The organism is Streptomyces sp. NPDC005799, assembly GCF_040630525.1.
Taxonomy (GTDB): domain Bacteria; phylum Actinomycetota; class Actinomycetes; order Streptomycetales; family Streptomycetaceae; genus Streptomyces; species Streptomyces griseorubiginosus_B.
Window position 1 is genome coordinate 63473 of sequence record NZ_JBEXXQ010000051.1, and the last position, 18980, is coordinate 82452.

Annotated in this window: 18 protein-coding genes and 2 pseudogenes; 18 read left to right on the forward strand and 2 right to left on the reverse strand. The window is 69.6% G+C overall.

The genetic code is table 11. From position 1 onward, the window contains the following. Positions 1 to 57 precede the first annotated feature (57 nt). The 10 genes and pseudogenes from ABZ453_RS37990 to ABZ453_RS38035 all read left to right on the forward strand — a co-directional run. A complete protein-coding gene (locus ABZ453_RS37990) occupies positions 58 to 1194 on the forward strand; it encodes an FAD-dependent oxidoreductase (RefSeq protein WP_359022488.1) in 1137 nt (378 codons plus the stop codon). Continuing rightward, the gene (locus ABZ453_RS37995) at positions 1191 to 2189 is read left to right on the forward strand and encodes an amidohydrolase family protein (protein WP_359022490.1); all 999 of its coding nucleotides are present in this window, start codon (positions 1191 to 1193) and stop codon (positions 2187 to 2189) included. The genes ABZ453_RS37990 and ABZ453_RS37995 overlap by 4 nt, the downstream gene beginning before the upstream one ends. Positions 2190 to 2202: 13 nt before the next feature. Next, positions 2203 to 3141 carry a VOC family protein gene (locus ABZ453_RS38000; protein ID WP_359022492.1) on the forward strand — a complete coding sequence of 313 codons (939 nt, stop codon included), beginning with the start codon at positions 2203 to 2205 and terminating at the stop codon, positions 3139 to 3141. A gap of 116 nt (positions 3142 to 3257) precedes the next feature. Further along, a complete protein-coding gene (locus ABZ453_RS38005) occupies positions 3258 to 4229 on the forward strand; it encodes a fumarylacetoacetate hydrolase family protein (protein ID WP_359022494.1) in 972 nt (323 codons plus the stop codon). Continuing rightward, the gene (locus ABZ453_RS38010) at positions 4226 to 4969 is read left to right on the forward strand and encodes an SDR family oxidoreductase (RefSeq protein ID WP_359022496.1); all 744 of its coding nucleotides are present in this window, start codon (positions 4226 to 4228) and stop codon (positions 4967 to 4969) included. Before ABZ453_RS38005 ends, ABZ453_RS38010 begins: the two co-directional genes overlap by 4 nt. 22 nt (positions 4970 to 4991) lie before the next feature. Continuing rightward, entirely contained in the window at positions 4992 to 5774 is a 783-nt protein-coding gene (locus ABZ453_RS38015) for a CoA transferase subunit A (RefSeq protein ID WP_359022498.1), read from the forward strand. Next, positions 5771 to 6445 carry a CoA transferase subunit B gene (locus tag ABZ453_RS38020; protein WP_359022500.1) on the forward strand — a complete coding sequence of 225 codons (675 nt, stop codon included), beginning with the start codon at positions 5771 to 5773 and terminating at the stop codon, positions 6443 to 6445. The genes ABZ453_RS38015 and ABZ453_RS38020 overlap by 4 nt, the downstream gene beginning before the upstream one ends. A gap of 124 nt (positions 6446 to 6569) precedes the next feature. After that, entirely contained in the window at positions 6570 to 6779 is a 210-nt protein-coding gene (locus ABZ453_RS38025) for a PAS domain-containing protein (RefSeq protein WP_359022502.1), read from the forward strand. Between the two features lie 79 nt (positions 6780 to 6858). Continuing rightward, entirely contained in the window at positions 6859 to 7161 is a 303-nt protein-coding gene (locus tag ABZ453_RS38030) for a hypothetical protein (protein ID WP_359022504.1), read from the forward strand. Between the two features lie 21 nt (positions 7162 to 7182). Continuing rightward, positions 7183 to 7501, forward strand: a pseudogene (locus ABZ453_RS38035) (acyl-CoA dehydrogenase family protein); the annotation flags it as partial. Positions 7502 to 7774: 273 nt separating this feature from the next. Here ABZ453_RS38035 and ABZ453_RS38040 read toward each other — a convergent pair. Further along, the gene (locus tag ABZ453_RS38040) at positions 7775 to 9907 is read right to left on the reverse strand and encodes a glycoside hydrolase family 36 protein (RefSeq protein WP_359022506.1); all 2133 of its coding nucleotides are present in this window, start codon (positions 9905 to 9907) and stop codon (positions 7775 to 7777) included. A 188-nt stretch (positions 9908 to 10095) separates the two neighbouring features. Here ABZ453_RS38040 and ABZ453_RS38045 point away from each other — a divergent pair, with 188 nt between their 5' ends. The 8 genes and pseudogenes from ABZ453_RS38045 to ABZ453_RS38080 all read left to right on the forward strand — a co-directional run bounded on the left by ABZ453_RS38045 (position 10096) and on the right by ABZ453_RS38080 (position 18518). Next, positions 10096 to 11166 (forward strand): LacI family DNA-binding transcriptional regulator, encoded by a 1071-nt coding sequence (locus tag ABZ453_RS38045; RefSeq protein ID WP_359022508.1) that lies wholly within the window; start codon positions 10096 to 10098, stop codon positions 11164 to 11166. A gap of 505 nt (positions 11167 to 11671) precedes the next feature. Further along, positions 11672 to 12925, forward strand: a complete 1254-nt coding sequence (locus ABZ453_RS38050) for an ABC transporter substrate-binding protein (RefSeq protein WP_359022510.1) — start codon at positions 11672 to 11674, stop codon at positions 12923 to 12925. 64 nt (positions 12926 to 12989) lie between these two features. Next, positions 12990 to 13937, forward strand: a complete 948-nt coding sequence (locus ABZ453_RS38055) for a sugar ABC transporter permease (protein WP_359022534.1) — start codon at positions 12990 to 12992, stop codon at positions 13935 to 13937. Then, positions 13937 to 14770 carry a carbohydrate ABC transporter permease gene (locus ABZ453_RS38060; RefSeq protein ID WP_359022512.1) on the forward strand — a complete coding sequence of 278 codons (834 nt, stop codon included), beginning with the start codon at positions 13937 to 13939 and terminating at the stop codon, positions 14768 to 14770. The genes ABZ453_RS38055 and ABZ453_RS38060 overlap by 1 nt, the downstream gene beginning before the upstream one ends. Positions 14771 to 14859: 89 nt before the next feature. Further along, positions 14860 to 16047 carry a sn-glycerol-3-phosphate ABC transporter ATP-binding protein UgpC gene (ugpC, locus tag ABZ453_RS38065; RefSeq protein ID WP_359022514.1) on the forward strand — a complete coding sequence of 396 codons (1188 nt, stop codon included), beginning with the start codon at positions 14860 to 14862 and terminating at the stop codon, positions 16045 to 16047. 217 nt (positions 16048 to 16264) lie between these two features. Continuing rightward, a pseudogene (locus ABZ453_RS38070) lies at positions 16265 to 16541 on the forward strand (IS630 family transposase); the annotation flags it as partial. A gap of 534 nt (positions 16542 to 17075) precedes the next feature. Then, positions 17076 to 18275 (forward strand): PP2C family protein-serine/threonine phosphatase, encoded by a 1200-nt coding sequence (locus ABZ453_RS38075; protein WP_359022516.1) that lies wholly within the window; start codon positions 17076 to 17078, stop codon positions 18273 to 18275. 45 nt (positions 18276 to 18320) lie between these two features. Beyond that, positions 18321 to 18518: a hypothetical protein gene (locus tag ABZ453_RS38080; protein WP_359022518.1), complete on the forward strand. Its 198-nt coding sequence runs from the start codon at positions 18321 to 18323 to the stop codon at positions 18516 to 18518. Here the strand turns inward: ABZ453_RS38080 and ABZ453_RS38085 are convergent. Further along, a complete protein-coding gene (locus tag ABZ453_RS38085) occupies positions 18510 to 18854 on the reverse strand; it encodes a MerR family transcriptional regulator (RefSeq protein ID WP_359022520.1) in 345 nt (114 codons plus the stop codon). The genes ABZ453_RS38080 and ABZ453_RS38085 overlap by 9 nt on opposite strands. Between the last annotated feature and the right edge of the window lie 126 nt (positions 18855 to 18980).

The following is an 18980-nucleotide window of genomic DNA, read 5'->3' on the forward strand; positions in this document are numbered from 1 at the left end:
GGCGAGCCGCACCCCGCCGCCCGAAGCCGTGCGGCCCGACCTCGGGAGGATCCCGACATGGCACACAGCCCCACACGCAGAGTCCTGGTCATCGGCGGCGGCGCCGCCGGCAACGCCGTGACCATTCTGCTGCGCCGCGCCGGCATCACCGTCGACCTCGTCGAGGCCAAGCCCGACTGGAACGCCACCACCGGCTCCGGCATCACCCTTCAGGGCAACGCCCTGCGCGTGCTGCGCGAACTGGGGGTCTGGGACCGGGTGAGCGCCTCCGGCTTCCCGTTCACCACGCTGGGCATCACCACTCCGGACGGCACCGTGCTGCACGTCGCCGAGGACATCAAGACCGGTGGCGACGACCTTCCCGCCACCCTCGGCATGCAGCGCCCCCAGCTCCAGCAGATCCTCATCGACGCGGTCCGCGCCTCCGGTGCCACCGTCCGTCTCGGTACCACCGCCGAGGCCCTGCAGCAGGACACCGACGGCGTGTCCGTGCGCTTCAGCGACGGCACCGAAGGCCGCTACGACCTGGTGATCGGCGCCGACGGCCTCAACTCCGCCACCCGCGCCGCGATCGGCATCGCCGACAAACCCGAGCCGACCGGCATGGCCATCTGGCGCATCGCCGCCCCGCGCCCCGAGGGCGTCGAACGCAGCGACCTCGCCTACGGCGGCCCGGCCTACATCGCCGGCTACACCCCCACCAGCGAGAACACCATCTACGCGTTCGTCGTCGAAGGCTGCCGCGACCGCGCTTCCATCGACCCGGCCACCTATGCCGACGAGATGCGCCGCCTGGCGCAGGCCTACGGGGGAGCCTGGCCGGAGATCACCCGGCACATCACCGACCCCGGGAAGGTCAACTACACCTGGTTCGACCGGCTGCTGGTCGAGGGCTCCTGGCACCGTGGCCGGGTCGTGCTGATCGGCGACGCCGCCCACTGTTGCCCGCCCACCCTCGCCCAGGGCGCGGCCATGTCCCTGGAGGACGCCCTGGTGCTCGCCGAGTTGCTCACCAGCGGACGGGACTGGGACAGCGAGGTGCTCCAGAGCTACTACGAGCGCCGCATTCCCCGGGTGCGGAGGGTCGTCGAGGCGTCCGTGCAGATCGGGCAGTGGCAGCTGGACGGCGTACGCGACGCCGACGTGCCCGGGCTGATCGCTCGCACGATGAACTCCCTGAAGGAGCTGCCGTGACGGCGCGCACCGTGGACGTCCACGCACACGTCCTGCTGCCGGAGGTCGACGCACTGGTGGCGGACCTGCCGGGACTGGCTGAGGCACGGGCCCTCGACGCCCGCCGCAACGGCCGCGACGCCCTCGCCGTCAGCGGCCCCATGGTCCGCGAGCGGGCCCCGAGGATGATCGACGTCACCGCGCGGCTGGCCGCCATGGATGCGCAGGGCGTGGACGTGCAGCTGGTCAGTCCTTCCCCCTCGCACTACCACTACTGGGCGGACGAGGAGACGGCCGAGAAGGTCTTCCGGCTCGCCAACGAGGCGACGGCCGCCCACTGTGCCCAGGCGCCCGAACGGCTGCACGGTCTCGGCCTCGTCCCCCTGCAGCATCCCGAGCTGGCCGTGCTCGCCCTCGAACATGCTCTGGAACAAGGTCTGTTGGGGGTGGAGATCTCCAGCCACGCCCCCGGCCGCGAGCTGTCCGACCCGGCGTACGAACCCTTCTGGACCCGCGCGGAGGAGACGGGCGCCGTCCTCTTCCTGCACCCCTTCGGCTGCACGCTCGACGAGCGCCTGGACCGCTGGTACCTGTCCAATGTCGTGGGCCAGCCGGTGGAGAACGCGGTCGCGCTGTCGCACCTGATCTTCTCCGGCGTGCTGGACCGGCACCCGGGGCTGAAGCTGATCGCAGCCCATGGCGGCGGCTACCTGCCCACCCACATCGGCCGCTCCGACCACGCGTGGTCGGCCCGTCCGGACGCGGGGGCAGGCTGCGCCCATCTGCCCAGCAGTTACGTCAAGCGGATGTACTTCGACTCCCTCGTCCACGACCCGCACGTGCTGCGGGAGCTGGTGCGGGTGGCGGGCGCGGACCGAGTGTTGCTCGGCTCCGACTACGCCTTCGACATGGGCACCGACGACCCGGTCGCCGCCCTGCGCGCCGCCCGGCTGCCCGACCCCGACTTCCACGCCATCCGCGGCACAAACGCCGCCGCACTTCTCAACCTCGCCTGAGGAGGCCCCCCACATGTCCAACCGCCTGCTCACCCACCTGCGGCACGTCGACCTCGCCGTGCCCGACTACGACAAGCAACTCGACTTCTACTCCGGCGTCTGGGGCCTGACCAAGGTCGCCGAGGACTCCGGCATCTCCTTCCTCGCCGCCGAAGGCAGCCCCGAACAGTACGTCGTCCGGCTGCGCAAGGCCGACGAGAAGCGCCTCGACCTCGTCTCCTACGGTGCCGCGAGCGCAACCGACGTGGACACCCTCGCCGAACAACTCCTTGCGGGCGGCGTGCAGTTGATCTCCCAGCCGGGCAAGGTCGACACCCCTGGAGGAGGGTACGGCTTCCGCTTCTTCGACGTCGACGGGCGCACGATCGAGGTCTCCGCCGACGTCGAGGCACGGCAGCACCGCAGGATCGAGGAGAAGGAGTCGATCCCGGTCAAGCTGTCGCACGTCGTGCTGAACTCCCCGGACCTGGACAAGACCAAGGCCTGGTACGAGGAGCACCTCGGTTTCCGGCTGTCCGACACCCTCGGCCATCCGCACATCGGCGACGTCATGCACTTCATGCGCATCAGCAACCAGCACCACTCCATGGCCATCGCCAAGGGCCCGCACACCTCGCTGCACCACATCTCCTTCGAGATGCGCGGCATCGACGAGTACATGCGCGGCTCGGGCCGGGTGATCCGCGCCGGCTTCAAGAAGATCTGGGGGCCGGGCCGGCACATGGCGGGCGACAACACCTTCACCTACTTCCTCGACCCGCACGGCAACACCGTCGAGTACACGACGGAGCTGGAACTGCTGGACGAGGACACCTGGCATCCCCACGTCTACGACTTCTCCCAGCCCGAGGTCACCGACCAGTGGGGCACCGCCAACCCCATGAACGAACTGGTCACCAAGGAATCCTTCAACGATGTCGACCGCGGCGTGTTCGTCGCCCCGCCGCTCTGATCGGCGAAGCTCTCAGTCCCCGGGGGCGCGGTGGCCCTGTCAACTGCCCTGACTCCCAGGCCGCGCCCCCGGCCTTCGCGCCCACCCCGCACGCCGACAGCCGACAGGAAACCTCCATGCGTTTCGCCGCGTACGAGTACCGCAACCGACGCCACGTGGCCGTCGTCGAAGAGGACGGCACGCTCCACCCTCTCCCCGGTGCCGGCTCCCTGACCGGCGTGCTCGCCCAGGGCGGCGGCCTGCCCGAGCTGCTGGAGGCCGGCTCCGCCACCCTGGACATCCCGGCCGGTCCCCATGTCTCCGAGGTACGGCTGCTGCCACCGCTCCAGCCGCCCACCGTGCGGGACTTCGTCACCTTCGAGGAGCACGTCGAAGGCGTACGGCGGTCCGTGGACGGCACCGCCGGAGTGCCGGAGCAGTGGTACGCCGCGCCGACCTTCTACTTCACCAACCCCTACGCCGTGTACGGCCCGCACGACGACATTCCGATGCCCCCCGGCTCCAACGTGCTCGACTTCGAGCTCGAGGTCGCCGCCGTGATCGGCACCGAGGGCCGCGACCTCACCCCCGAGCAGGCGCGCGACCACATCGTCGGCTACACGATCTTCAACGACTGGTCCGCCCGCGATCTGCAGTCCGCCGAGATGAAGGTGGGCCTGGGCCCCTGCAAGGGCAAGGACACCGCCACCACCCTCGGCCCGTACCTGGTCACCGCCGACGAACTGGAGAAGTACCGCGACGCGGACGGCTTCCTACGCCTCGCGCTTACCGCCTCGGTCAACGACGAGGTCGTCGGCGAGGACCTGCTGTCCAACATGAGCTGGACCTTCGAGGAGATGGTCGCCTACGCCTCGCGCGGCACCGTCGTCCGCCCCGGCGACGTCCTGGGCTCCGGCACCTGCGGCAACGGCGGCTGCCTCGCCGAGCTGTGGGGTGTACGCGGCAGCCAGGACCCGCCCCCGCTGAAGCCCGGTGACACGGTGACGCTGAGCGTCGAGGGCATCGGCAGCGTCTCCAACACGCTCGTCGCCGGGGCCACCCCGGTCCCGCTGCCGACCGGCCGACGCCGCTCCCGGGAGCGGCCATGACCGACCTCCACCCCAAGAGACTTCTCGGCAAGGTCGTCGTGGTCACCGGCGCCGCCCGCGGCCAGGGCGCCGCCGAGGCCGCGGCGCTCACCCGCGAAGGCGCCCGGGTCATCGCCACCGATGTGACCGAGACACCTGGCTGCCGCCTACTCGACGTCACCAGCGAGAAGGACTGGGCCGAACTCGCCGCCGAACTGGGAGAGGCGTACGGCCAGGTGCACGGCCTGGTCAACAACGCCGGCATCACCTGGCGCGCCCGCCTCGACGCCGTACGCCCCGAGGACATGGCCCGCGTCCACGCGGTCAACGTCACCGGGCCGCTCCTGGGCATCCAGCACCTGGCACCGCTGATGCGCCCCGGGGCGTCGATCGTGAACGTCGGCTCCTCGGCGGCACTCACCGCCCACTACCCGGTCGCCTACACCGCCAGCAAGTGGGCACTGCGCGGCCTGTCGGCCACCGCCGCCATGGAACTGGGGCCACGCGGCATCCGCGTGAACACCATCCACCCCGGTTACATCGAGACCGAGATGACAGCCTCCGCCGCGCCCGCTTTCCGCGAGGCCAACCTCGCCGGCACGCCCCTCGGGCGCACCGGGATCGCCGCCGACGTCACCCCGCTCGTCACCTTCCTCCTCTCCGAGGAGTCGTCCTTCATCACCGGAGCTGAGATCCCGGTCGACGGCGGTCTCACCGCGCACGGCGGCGCGAAGCCGATCTCGGACGCCGTACGGCACTAGCAGCAGAAAGGCCCTCTCACCCATGGACAAGGTCTGTTCGAGCGCCGCGGAGGCGGTCGCCGACATCCCCGACGGGGCGTCCCTCGCCGTCGGCGGATTCGGCCTCAGCGGCATCCCCGAGGTGCTCATCCACGCCCTCCACACCCAGGGCGCCACCGGCCTGGAGGTCGTCTCGAACAACTGCGGCGTGGACGGGCGCGGACTGGGCGTCCTGCTCGCGGCCGGCCGGATCGCCCGCGTCACGGGCAGCTACGTGGGCGAGAACAAGGAGTTCGCCCGCCAGTACCTCTCCGGCGAGCTGGAGGTGGAACTGGTGCCCCAGGGCACCCTGGCCGAACGGCTGCGCGCCGGGGGAGCGGGCATCCCCGCCTTCTACACCCCCGCGGGCGTGGGCACCCAGGTGGCCAACGGCGGCCTGCCCTGGCGCTACGCCCCCGAAGGCACCGTCGCCCTCGCCTCCCCGCCCAAGGAGGCCCGCATCTTCCACGGCCGCCCGCACGTCCTGGAGCATGGCATCACCACCGACTTCGCCCTCGTACGCGCCTGGCGCGGCGACCGCCACGGCAACCTGGTCTTCCGCAGGGCCGCCGCCAACTTCAACCCCCTGTCCGCCATGGCCGGCCGCATCACCCTCGCCGAGGTCGAAGAACTCGTCGAGCCGGGAGAGTTGAGCCCCGACGCCGTGCACCTGCCGGGAGTCTTCATCCAGCGGATCGTCGAACTGACCCCGGCCCAGGCGGCCGACAAGCACATCGAACACCTTTCGATTTCCGCGTCTTCGACACGAGGGACAGCCCGCGCATGAGCCACGATGTCCGTACCGCGCCGGGCTGGAGCCGCGAGCAGATGGCCGCGCGCGCCGCCGCCGAACTCACCGACGGCTCCTACGTCAACCTCGGCATCGGCCTGCCCACCCTCATCCCCGGCCACCTCCCACCCGGCATCCACGTGGTGCTGCACTCAGAGAACGGCATCCTCGGCACCGGCCCCTACCCCACCGCGGACGAGGTGGACCCCGACCTGATCAACGCGGGCAAGGAGACCGTCACCGTCCTGCCCGGGGCGAGCTTCTTCGACTCGGCCCTGTCCTTCGGCATGATCCGCGGCGGCCACATCGACACCGCCGTCCTCGGCGCCATGCAGGTCTCCGCAGCCGGCGACCTGGCCAACTGGATGATCCCCGGCAAGATGGTCAAGGGCATGGGCGGCGCCATGGACCTCGTCCACGGCGCCCGCCGCGTCATCGTCCTGATGGAACACACCGCCAAGGACGGCTCGCCGAAGATCCTCAGCGAATGCACCCTGCCACTCACCGGCGAATGCTGCGTCCACCGCATCATCACCGACCTCGGCGTCCTCGACGTCACCCCGGACGGCCTCGCGCTCGTCGAGACGGCACCCGGGGTCACCGTCGAAGCCATCGCCGCCCGCACCGGGGCACCCCTGCGCACCGACTCCATCACAGCCGCCTGCTGATCTTCCCCGGCCCCCGGCTCTTCGGTGCCGTCACCTACGGCGACGGAGCCGGGTTCGCAGTCGCCCGTCTGCTTCCATACTGGATATACGCCCAGGTGTGGGATCACCGAGCGGGAGGAGCGAGATGCGCGGATACACCTCTGGCGCAGAAGGGAGAGAGACCGCGCTCGCCGGGGTCGCGACGGCCGTGCTCGACGCTGAGGGCACGGTGCTCGACTGGTCCCAGACAGCCGCCGAGCTGCTGGACCGTCGCGCCGAGGATGTCTGTGGCCGCCCGCTCCGGGGATGTCTGTGGTCGCCCGCTCCGGTTCCTGCTCGCCGACCCGTCCGATGACACACGTGGGACCACGGCACGGCAGTCCGCCATCCCGGCCGCGGGTCGAGCCCTCTTGCGGCACCGGACCGGCGACGCGGTGGAAATCGCCCTTCGCGTGCTGCCGTCGGCCTCCGGGCGGTCCCTGCTGCTCTTCGCCCCCGCTCGGCAAGCGAAGTACTGGGAGCAGGGCGCGAGTCTGCTGCGTGCCCTGCTCACCCGGGACCGCGTCGGGATCGTCGTCCACGACGCGGACCTGACCGTCACCTGCACCAACATCACGCCCTGGATGTTCGACGGTCTCACCGTCCCCCCGGCCGGCCGCCGGCTGCGTTCTCCCGGCAGAACGCCGAGACCACCGACGCCGCGCTGCGCCAGGTACTTCGCACCGGTGTGCCGCTGACCGGCAGAGAGCTGCACATCCCAGCTCACCCAGCAGAAGCTCGCCGACATGAGCGTGTCTCTGGGCAGCGCCGCGCTCGTCGCCCTGCATCTGGGCCGACTGAAGGACCAAGGACGCATCCGCCCCGAGCAGATCAGCGTCGGCAAGCTCAACAACGTCCGCGAGGCGCTCGCCATCGCCCGCGAGTGCCGTACGGTCCTCGGGGCCAACGGCATCTCCTTGGAGTACGCGCCGCTGCGTCACGCCAACACTCTGGAGTCGGTGCTGACCTACGAGGGCACCAGAGATCCACACCCTGGTCATCGGCCAGGCGCTCACCGGCCAGGCGGCCTACCGCTGACCGGTCCCCCGTGGCCCGGTTCCGGACGGGGCGAGCGGCCTCGCCCCGTCCGGAACCGGACACAGCCGGACGCAACCGCGCCCGCGTCGGCCAGGTCGCTCGCGATGGCACCGCCGGCCTCACCCAGCCCGAGGGCGGCTATGCACCGGGCGTTGGCCGACGGTGGATCCCATGGGCATACGCCTCTTCCCTTGCCTGTCACCTTGCGACCCGCAACAGGGTGAACATCGGCGCAAGTTGACCAGGATGGTGGTGCCACCTTTGCTGGAGGGCTCACTGTTCCGTGTGGTCGAGACTCAGCAGGACGGCGGTGTTGACGCGGGGTAGGGACGTGGTGAGGGTTCCGTCGATCGCGTCCCAGGTCGCCGTGGCGCCCGCGCCGGTCGGATAGAGCACCTGCGGGTCCAGACGATTGCCCCGCAAGTGGGGGATGCGGATACCTCGGACGCCGGAGCTGGGCTTCTGCGCAGCAGTCTCGTCGTTGACAACGTCGCGTCGCCACAGCGCGAGATACGTAGTGGCCTCCCCGTGCAGTCCGTGGGCGAGCCAGGAGTCCTCCCACCCGGGGAGCCCGAGCGGCCAGAACGGGCGGGCGCTGCCGATCGCCGGGCGGATGCGTTTGTAGAGATCGATGCCGGAGCGCACGAGGGCGAGCTGCTCCTCGTCCATACGGTCCAGGAAGCCGGAGAGGTGCACACGGCCCAGCAGGGCGGTGGTCATCGTGAAGGCGATCTCGTCGAGGTCGAAGTGGGGTTGCGGGTAGGCCCACACGGCGGCCTGTTCGGGTGCCACGGCAGTGGCGGCCGCCGCCGCGATGGGCGGGTAACGCAACGGGTCCTGCTGGTCGCTGGTGGACTGCAACTGGGTCACGGCCAGCTGTGCGTAGTCCATGCGCAGCCCGCCCGAACCGCAGTTCTCCAGGACCAGGCCGGAATATCTGTCCAGGAGCGAGGTGAGCCAGTCGAGGTGGGCGCGGTGGTGCCCCAGCAGGCCGGCGCCGGCGCTCTCCGAGCCGTTCTCGGTGCCGGGGCCGGCGTTGATGTTGTAGTCGAGTTTGAGGTAACCCACGCCCCATTCGCCGACGATGCGGTCGATGACCCGGTCGAGGTGGGCCCGGGCGGCCGGGTGGCGCAGGTCGAGGTGGTGGCGGCCGTGCTCGGTCAGCCGGACCCCGCCCCGCCGGAAGAACGCCTCGTCGGGCAGGGTCAGGGCCAACCGGCTGCGTACGCCGACGACTTCGGGCTCCAGCCACAGGCCGGGCGTCATGCCGTGGCGTCGGATGGCGTCGAGGACTTCCTGGATGCCGCCGGGGAAGCGCCGCCCGGCGGGTTCCCAGGCGCCCACCGCGTCCCACCAGCCTTGGGCGTCGTCGTCGTACCAGCCGGCGTCGATGACGAAGACCTCGGCGCCGGCGGCCCCGGCTGCCTCGATGAGCGGCAGGAGCTTGTCGGTGGTGGGGTCACCCATCAGGGTGTTCATGTAGTCGTTGTAGATCACGGGAAGCGCCGTATGATCCGGGTGGGTGCGGCGGATGTGGCGGCGGTAGGCGGTGAGTTCACCGAAGGCCGCGTCGAGGCCGCCGCTCTCGGTGTGGACGAGCACGGCGGGCACGGTGGTGAACTCGGCTCCTTGGGCCAGCGTCTGCCGCCACTGGTGGTGGGCGTCGTCCGGTCCGAACAGGGCGAGGTAGGCGGCTCCCTCGCGTTCCCCGGTCTCGTAGCGCCAGCCGGCGCTGGACTCGATCTGCCAGAGCCAGGCGCCTCCGGCGCCGCCAGTGAGGGCGCCGAGGGGAAGGTGCCGGCCGGTGGACCAGCTGCCCTGGGAGGAGCGCTCGAAGCAGCCGCGGCCCTCATGGCCGTGGGCGGTCCTGCTCAGCGGGACGACCTGGTCCCGGAACGTGGCCTGGCGCCAGCGGCATTCGGCGAGCCAGTCGTTGTCCGCCCAGTGCAGGGTCAGGCCGTCGAGGCCCTTTTCCCCGTCGGTGATGCCGCCGAGCGTGAGGATGGATATGCCCTCCAGGTGCAGGGGGGCGTCGCCCTCGTTGACCAGGCGGACCTGCGAGCGCACGAAGCCCTCTCCCGGAACGGTGCTGAGGGTGACGTCGGCGGCGAGACCGGTGTCCGGGTCGGTGAGGCTGATCGTGGTGCGCCGCCACTGCCGGTCCTGGACCGTCTTGTGGCCGCGCAGGACCAGTCGGCTGCCGACGGTCGTGTCGATGAAGCGTTCTCCCGACCAGGTTCGTCCGTGCCCGGTGAGGATGACCTCGACGAGGGGGACGAGGCAGTCCCACGGGCGGCCGTCGCCGGTGAGTCTGACCGACCCCGAAGGGTCCGCCACGACGTGCAACCCGAGGGTTTCATCGCTCCACAGCAAGGACTCCTGGGCGATCTCGGCAGAAGCTGTCAACGCGCTTTCCCTTCCGGACAACCGAACTTCTCCGTGGTTCACATGGGTCGTTTCACAGGAATTGCTCAGCTTGAGGTGGTTTTTGGATTTCTGCGCATTACGGGGCGATGGGCCGTTTCTGCGGCGGATTGGTAGCGCCGTGGTTGCAGTCTCTTGACGACCGTGTTGTGACCGCTCACAATCCTCGCATGGCTGTGACCGGTCACACCAGCTCCGGCGGCCCTGCTGATCCGCAGGGGAGCCGGCGGAAGCCCGCCAGTATCCGTGATGTCGCCCAGGCGACCGGCGTCTCCTACCAGACCGTTTCGAGGGTCATCAACGACCACCCGAACGTGAAGGAGGAGACCCGCCGCCGGGTCGAGGAGGCCATCGAGGCCCTCGGCTTTCGGCGCAACGCCACCGCGTTCGCGCTCGCCAGCGGCGTCACGAAGACGGTCACGGTCCTGACGTCCAACACCGTCCTCTACGGTTACGCAGCCACCCTGCAGGGCCTGGAGGAGGCCGCCCGCGCCGCGGGCTACTCGGTCGGCGTCCGGGTCCTGACCCCGCAGGACGACCTGGACCGTACGATCACCACCGCGGCCTCGACCGGTGGCGGGCTCGTGGTGATCGGATTCGATCGGCTCGGCGCGGCGGCCCTGGACCGGGTCCCGTCCAACGTGCCCTGCGCCGCGGCTGTCGAAGCCCCGCCGCCGGGCCGTACACCTCCGCGTCCGGCGGTGTGGGTCGACGACCGTACGGCGTCCCGCGCCGCCACCGAGTACCTGCTTGACCTCGGTCACGAAACCGTCCACTATGTGGCGATTCCCGCGTCCACCGGCTCGCGGCGCTCGGCGGCACCCCGCGCCGAGGGCTGGCGGCAGGCCCTGGTGGCCGCAGGTGTCACTCCTCCGCCTCCCACGGGCAAGGGCTGGGACGCCCAGGCCGGTTACGACGCCGGCCGCAAGCTCGCCCGTGATCCTGGCGTCACCGCGATCCTGTGCGGAAACGACGACCTGGCCCTGGGCGTCCTGCGCGCCCTGCACCACGCCGGCCGGTCCGTCCCGGGGGACGTCAGCGTCATCGGCTTCGACGACGCCCCCCACTCGCAGTTCATCACACCCGCGCTCACCACGGTGCGCCTGGACTTCCAGGGGCTGGGCCGGTCCGCCTTCGGGCTCCTGCGCGGCCAGCTGGAATCCGACTTCCAGGCGCCAGAGCCCACGCTCGCCGGCCCCGAACTGGTCCGGCGCGAAAGCACCGGGAGCCGGGGCGCATGATCCGGGCCCGTTTACCCCTCCGCTCCGCCTCCGCCACCACCCTTCACAACACCGCGCCGCCAACCCTCGCTTGCCTATGGCGTCATCTCATGTGGTGGTGATCCAGAACCCGAGTTCTGCCGACGCCGACAGCCGCGGGCTCGTCGGGCGGCTGCGTGGGCGCACAGCGTTCCTGCGGACCTGTTCGATGCGGTGTGGGGCGGCCAGGTATGTCCGGGTCTCTCGGTCGCGCGGCGCAGTGGTGCTTTCCGCCGGCTGGTCTCCGTCGTGATCGGAGGCTGCAGGTGTCAACGATGGGCCGGGTGTAGACCAAAAGTGCAGGACGTAAGCCATTTGCCCTTATATGTACTTGTCGTTGCTCTATGTAGCGTTTAGCGTTCGTTGCGTGGATAAAGGCTACGGAATCCAACTTCCGTGGTCACCGGCCCGAAGGCGAGGTGTGGAGCGCGTGGACGCGAGGCCCGGCTTGCGGCCCCTTCCGGCCCGGAGGCGCCCGTGGGGGAGGATGCGACGGCTGCGGATGCTCGCCGTGCTGCCCCTGCTGGCGTCGACGCTCGCCGCGTGCGGCAGCGGGGAGGGGTCTGGCCGGCCCACCTTGAACTGGTACAACTTCCCCGACGACTCCGGCGCGCTCCAGAAGGCAGCCGATCGGTGCAGCCAGGCATCCCGCGGCCGCTACAAGATCAGCTACAACAAGCTCCCCCGTGGCGCCGACGGCCAGCGCCAGCAACTCGTCCGCCGGCTCGCGGCCCACGACAACACCCTGGACATCCTGGGCCTGGACGTCACCTGGGCGGCGGAGTTCGCCGAGGCGCGCTGGATCCGCGAGTGGACCGGCGCGGCGAAGCAGCAGGCCACCCAGGGCACCCTGCGGGTACCGCTGCAGACCTCGACCTGGAAGAACAAGCTGTACGCCGTCCCGTACAACACCAACACCCAACTCCTGTGGTACCGCAAGGACCTGGTGCCGACCCCGCCCAAGACCTGGGCCGAGATGCTGAGCATGGCCCGCAACCTCGCCCGCCAGGGCAAGCCGCACTATGTGGAGATCCAGGGTGCTCAGTACGAGGGACTGACCGTCTGGTTCAACACGTTGATCAACAGCGCGGGCGGCTCCATCCTCAACCCGACGGCGACAAAGCCCTCCCTGGGTGCGCCCGCCGTGCGGGCCGCCACGATCATGCGCAACCTGGCGCGCTCCGTGGCCGCGGACCCCTCCCTGTCCAACCAGATGGAGGACCAGAACCGCCTCGCCATGGAGTCCGGGAGTGCCGCATTCGAACTCAACTATCCGTTCGTCTATCCGTCGATGAAGGCCAACAATCCGGCACTGTTCAAGAACTTCCGCTGGGCGCTGTACCCCCGGGTCGACGCGAGCCGCCCGGCACGTCCGACCATCGGCGGAATCAATCTCGCGGTGAGCGCTTACACGCGCCACCCGCAACTGGCCTTCGAAGCCGCCCTGTGCCTGCGCAACAGGGAGAACCAGCTCACCGCCGCGCTCATGGGCGGTCTGCCGCCCACCCTGCGCGGCCTGTACGACGAGCCGCCGTTCATCAAGGCGTATCCATTCGCCAAGGACGTGCTGACTTCCCTGCAGTCGGCGAGCGTGCGCCCGCTCACCCCCGCCTACCAGAACGTGTCGATCGCCGTCTCCCACACCCTGTCCCCGCCCTCCGCCATCAAGCCCGTGAGTTCGGTCCGCACCATCAGGGACCAGATCGACGCTGCTCTGCAATCCAAGGGAGTGATCCCGTGAACCACCACCCCCTTGACCGACGCGCCCACGCGCCGGCCTCACCCTGCGGCGGTCCCCGATGAGCATGCAGGCCGAACCGGCCGGAGCCCCGCCGCCCCCCGATGCCAAACAGGCCAGGCAGGACCGGGCGGCACTGTCGGCCGGCGCCAGGCAGGAGCGGCGGCTCGGCTGGCTGCTGTGCGCGCCGGCCGTGATCGTCATGCTCGCCGTGACCGCGTACCCGATCGGATACGCCGTCTACCTCTCACTGCAGCGCTACGACCTGCGCTTCCCGGCACAGGCGAAGTTCGTGGGTCTGAGCAACTACGGTTCGGTGCTGTCCTCCACGTTCTGGTGGCAGGCCTTCTGGGTCACGCTGTTCATCACCGTCGTGTCCGTGGCCATCGAACTGGTCCTCGGCATGGGGCTTGCCCTGGTGATGCACCGCACGATCTTCGGTCGCGGCTCCGTACGTACCGCGGTCCTCATCCCCTACGGCATCGTCACCGTCGTCGCCGCCTTCTCCTGGCAGTACGCCTGGACGCCGCAACTCGGTTACCTCGCAAGCCTGTTGCCCAGCGGATCGGCCCCGTTGACCCATCAGTGGTCAGCCCTGTGGCTGATCATCCTCGCCGAGGTGTGGAAGACGACCCCGTTCATGGCCCTCCTGCTGCTGGCGGGCCTCGCGCTGGTCCCCGAGGAAACACTCAAGGCGGCCATGGTGGACGGCGCCACCGCCCGGCAGCGGTTCTTCAAGGTCGTGCTGCCACTGATGAAACCGGCCATTCTGGTGGCGCTGCTCTTCCGCACGCTGGACGCGTTCCGGATCTTCGACAACATCTACATCCTGACTTCCGGCGCCCACGAGACAGGCTCCGTGTCCATCCTCGGTTACGACAATCTGTTCACCGCGCTGAACCTGGGCATCGGTTCGACGATCTCGGTCCTGATCTTCATCGCCGTCGGGATCATCGCCTTCACGTTTGTCAAGCTCTTCGGCGCGGCCGCACCTGGCGCGGAGGTGAAACGCTGATGGCCGAAGTGGGGAAAACGCACGCCACGCGCTGGGGTGTCATCAACGTGGTGGTGGTGCTGTATGCCCTGTTCCCGGTGTGGTGGATCGCCGCGCTGTCGTTCAAGGCGCCCAGCACGCTCACCGACGGCAACTACATCCCGCGGCAGTGGACCTGGGAGAACTACCGGGGCATCTTCAAGACCTCCGAGTTCACCCGCGCACTGATCAACTCGATCGGCATCGCCCTGATCTCCACGATCATCGCAGTGGTGCTGGGCACCATGGCCGCCTACGCGGTGGCCAGGCTCCGGTTCCCCGGCAAGCGGGTCCTCATCGGCATGTCGCTGCTCATCGCCATGTTCCCCCCGATCTCCCTGGTCTCCCCGCTGTTCAACATCGAACGCATCGTGGGGATCTTCGACACCTGGGTGGGGCTGATCATCCCGTACATGACCTTCTCCCTGCCGCTGGCGATCTATACCCTGTCGGCGTTCTTCCGGGAGATCCCCTGGGACCTGGAGAAGGCCGCCAAGGTGGACGGGGCCACGCCCGCGCAGGCCTTCCGGCTGGTCATCGCTCCGCTGGCCGCGCCGGGCGTGTTCACCACAGCCATCCTCGTCTTCATCTTCTGCTGGAACGACTTCCTGTTCGCCATCTCGCTGACCTCCACGCAGGCGGCGCGCACGGTGCCCGCGGCGATCGCGTTCTTCACCGGAAGTTCGCAGTTCCAGCAGCCCACCGGGTCGATCGCCGCCGCGGCCGTCGTGATCACCATTCCGATCATCATTTTCGTTCTGCTCTTCCAGCGGCGGATCGTCGCCGGACTGACCTCCGGGGCGGTCAAGGGGTGACCGGGCCGGCCGTGGCAGGCAGTCCGCCGCTACGGGACCCCTACCCCCACACCCGGACCCGGAAGGCATGAAGGCAAGGAGGAGGCACCATGGCCGCGATCACCCTCGAACGAGTCACCAAGCGTTTTCCCGACGGATCCCTTGCCGTAAAGGATGTGGATCTCGACATCGCCGACGGCGAGTTCGTGATCCTGGTCGGTCCTTCCGGTTGCGGCAAATCCACCACCCTGAACATGATCGCCGGACTCGAGGACATCACCGAAGGCACCCTGCGCATCGGTGACCAGGTCGTCAACCAACTCGCTCCCAAGGAGCGCGACGTTGCCATGGTGTTCCAGAGCTACGCCCTGTACCCGCACATGAGCGTGCGCGAGAACATGGGCTTCCCGCTGCGGCTGGCGAAGGTGGACAAGGCCACCGTCAACTCCAAGGTCGAGGAGGCAGCCCGGATCCTCGACCTCACCGAGCACCTGGACCGCAAACCCGCGAACCTCTCCGGTGGCCAGCGTCAGCGGGTGGCCATGGGCAGGGCGATCGTCCGCGATCCCAAGGCGTTCCTGATGGACGAGCCACTGTCCAACCTGGACGCAAAACTCCGGGTGCAGATGCGCACCCAGATCTCCCGCCTGCAACGACGCCTCGGCACCACCACGGTGTACGTCACCCACGACCAGACCGAGGCGATGACCCTCGGCGACCGGGTCGTCGTGATGCGGCAGGGCCTCGTCCAGCAGATCGGCACGCCCGCACAGCTCTACGACCTGCCGCGCAACCTCTTCGTCGCGGGCTTCATCGGCTCACCGGCGATGAACTTCCTCAACGCCACCCTGGAGGGCGGCATGCTGCGCTCGCCCTTGGGCGATCTGCCGCTGGAAGACCGTACGCGGCAGGCTCTGGAACGGCAGAACGCGCCTCGCGAGGTCATCGTCGGCCTGCGGCCGGAGGCCTTCGAGGACGCGGCCCTGTCGTCCCAACCAACCCGGGGCGGCCCCGTCTTCACCGCCAACGTGGACGTACTGGAGTCGCTGGGCTCCGACGCATACGTGTACTTCACCGCGGAGGGCGGTTCCGCTACGACCGCGGAACTGGAGGAACTGGCGGCTGACTCGGGTCTGCGCGACACCGGCGCGGAGGTCCAGCAGATCGTGGCCCGCCTGGACGCCGCCACACGCGCCCGGGAGGGCGCACCGGTGGAGTTGCTCGTCGACATGGCCAAGGCGCACGTGTTCGATCCGGCGACCGGAGCGAACCTCACCCATCCCGAGAGTGAAGCCTGACGATGCCGCGCGGCCGGACGACGACATAGCCCGCCGCGAGATGGAGGCTCCGTGGTCCTTGCGGCTGACGAAGTGGGGGACAGGTGGGTGCCGGTGGTGTTGACGGCTCGTCACTTGATGGCGGTGACACCGGCTTGTGAGCTGTGGGTGGCGTAGCGGGGTGTGAGGGCCAGGTTGAGCAGTGGGGGCTCGTGGCGGCGATGGCGACGCGGGCGAAGCCCACAAGGGCGCCGACATCTGCCGCTGGGCGAAGAAGACAAGGTCGAGGTGTGCTTCACCCCGGCCTACGCCCCATGGGCGAACCCATCGAGTTCCACTTCGGACCGCTGCGGCAGTTCGATGTCGCCAACTCCGACCATGCCCACCACACCATGCAGATCTGGGCCCTGCACGCCTGCCTCCGCTGGCGCAACGCCAACGCCCGCCACCGCGACGTCCTGGCCGCCGAACGCAAGGAACGCGCCCGCATCCGCAGCGAAAGAGGCATCCGCTGAGAGTCGCCCCCCTCGTCGCCGCAGCTTGAGCGACCCGGCGAACCTATGCGGTCAGAGCACTCGGAGCCAGTGGCGCAGAAGCAGGGCAGGGATGTGGCGGGTGAGTCAGGCGCTGGCCGGGCCGACGGCTGCGCCGGCGGTGGCGTCGCTGGGGTAGTGGGTACCCGGTTGCACGCGGTCGGGGGCCACCATGGCGGCCGGCATCGCACCAGTGCGCCGCAGTCTGCGGCCAGGTGGGTGACGACGGCGGTGAGGTCGACCGTGGCCGCGGTGTGTCCACAGGGTCGAGGATGAGGCGGGGCGGGTTGTGGACCTCGTCGCGGTGGATCCGCTTCTTGGGCGGCCGGGGGCGGTCGGTGAGCTGCTTGCACAGGCCGTTCGACGCCGGGTGTGCCATCACCAGGGTCCCTCGGCCCGGCGCGAGCGCCTCGACCTGGACACCGGAAGCACCCCGTGGGGGGACGTGCTGAACGCCAGAATGCGGTGATGCTTGCCGTTTCGGCGGGAAGAAGGGGCGTAACCAGGGAGGCGGATGTGCTGCGTGATCGGTTCGGGCTGTCGGATGTGCTGGCGGCGGCGGAGGACGCCGCACCGGTGGAGTCGCTGGATGTGGTGGCGCGCAACCTGCGCGAGCGTTTCGGCGCACGGTACGTGTCGTTCCTGTTCGTCGACGTCGTCGGCCGGCGCCTGCTGCGGGTCAGCGACAACACCGCTTCACCACGGCATCGTCAGGCCGAACACGTCTCGCTGGCCGGCAGCGGCGTCTACGACCAGGTTCTGCGCACCCAGAAGCTGGTCCAGGCGCCGCACGACGGGCCGGATCCCGGGCAGCGGGTGCTCGCTCCCGTCACCAACCGCGGCGACGCCATCGGTGTGCTGGAGCTGTTCCTCACCGACACCACCAAGGACGTACTGGAGCAGGTCGAGGAGGCCGCGCACGCGCTGGCCTACATCATCGTCACCGACCGCCGCTTCACCGACCTCTACCACTGGGGCAACCGCACCACCACGGTGAGCCTGGCCGCGGAGATCCAGCGCCAGCTGCTGCCCTCGGCCTCTTCCTGCGAGGCGCCCGAGTTCGACCTCGCCGGCGCGCTGGTCCCAGCCTCCGACATCGCCGGCGACACCTACGACTACTCTCTCGACCAGGACACCCTGCACCTGTCCGTCACCGACGCCATGGGCCACGACGTGAACGCCTCGCTGATGGCCACCCTCCTGGTCAACGCCTCCCGCGGCGCCCGCCGTGCGGGGGCGGACCTGGCCGAACAGGCTCGCCAGACTCACCAGGCCCTCCTCGAGCACGGCCGGCGCACCTTCGCCACGGGACAGCTGGTGCGCGTCGCCCTGGACGGCAGCGGCGCCCAGCTCGTCAACGCGGGCCATCCCTGGCCGTTGCGGCTGCGTGAGGGCAAGGTCGAGGAACTGCGCCTGGCGGTGAACCTGCCGTTCGGCGTCGCCTGGGAGGGCGCCTACCAGGTGCAGGACCTCGACCTGCGACCCGGCGACCGCCTCGTTCTCTACACCGACGGCATGCAGGAACGCGAAGCGCGTGCCGTCGACCTGCCCGGTCTCCTGCGTGAGACCGTCGCCGACCATCCCCGCGAGGTCGTGCGCACGCTGGTCGGGGCGGTCTCCGATGCCTACGGCGGCCGGCAGCCGCGAGATGACGCCACCGTCCTGTGCCTGGACTGGCGCGGCCTCCACGCGGCAACCCCGGGCCATCGCACGTGACTCAGGGGCATTCGGCGGGAGAGAACGGGCGGAGAGAGCTCGTATGTGATCGACGACGACGCGATGGCCGACCGGGGCACCAGCGTGTTCATCGCGGTCCACGGTATGGCGCTCACCGCGGGATTCCAGGTGTTGTGCGAAGTCGCCCTGCACACCGGCACCACGCTGCAATGCGGGGCGGGAGCCGTGACGGGCCGTCAGCGACGTCGGCTGGGCCGTCGGGCGTGTCGTCTGTCAGGCTGAGGTCTTTGACTGCGGCTCGCGGCCTTGGGTGCGCAGTTCCTCGTTGATGCGCCGGGCTTCTTCGAGTTGGTCTTCGAGGATGACGATGCGGCAGGCGGCCTCGATCGGGGTGCCCTGGTCGACGAGTTCACGGGCCCGGGCGGCGATGCGTAGCTGGTAGCGGGAGTAGCGGCGGTGTCCGCCCTCGGAGCGCAGCGGGGTGATCAGGCGGTGTTCGCCGAGGGTGCGGAGGAAGGCGGGGGTGGTGCCGAGCATTTCGGCGGCCCGGCCCATGGTGTAGGCGGGGTAGTCGTCGTCGTCGAGATTGTCGACGGGACGGGAGTCGGCAGGGGGCATAGACCTCTTCTTTCGGCGGACGCGTCGGGGGGGCCGTGGCGGGGAGCGACGCCCCCCCGACCCCGCACAATACAAAAAAACCACCCAAAAAAAGGCGCCCCGAATATTCCGCGAAGAGGGAGCCGC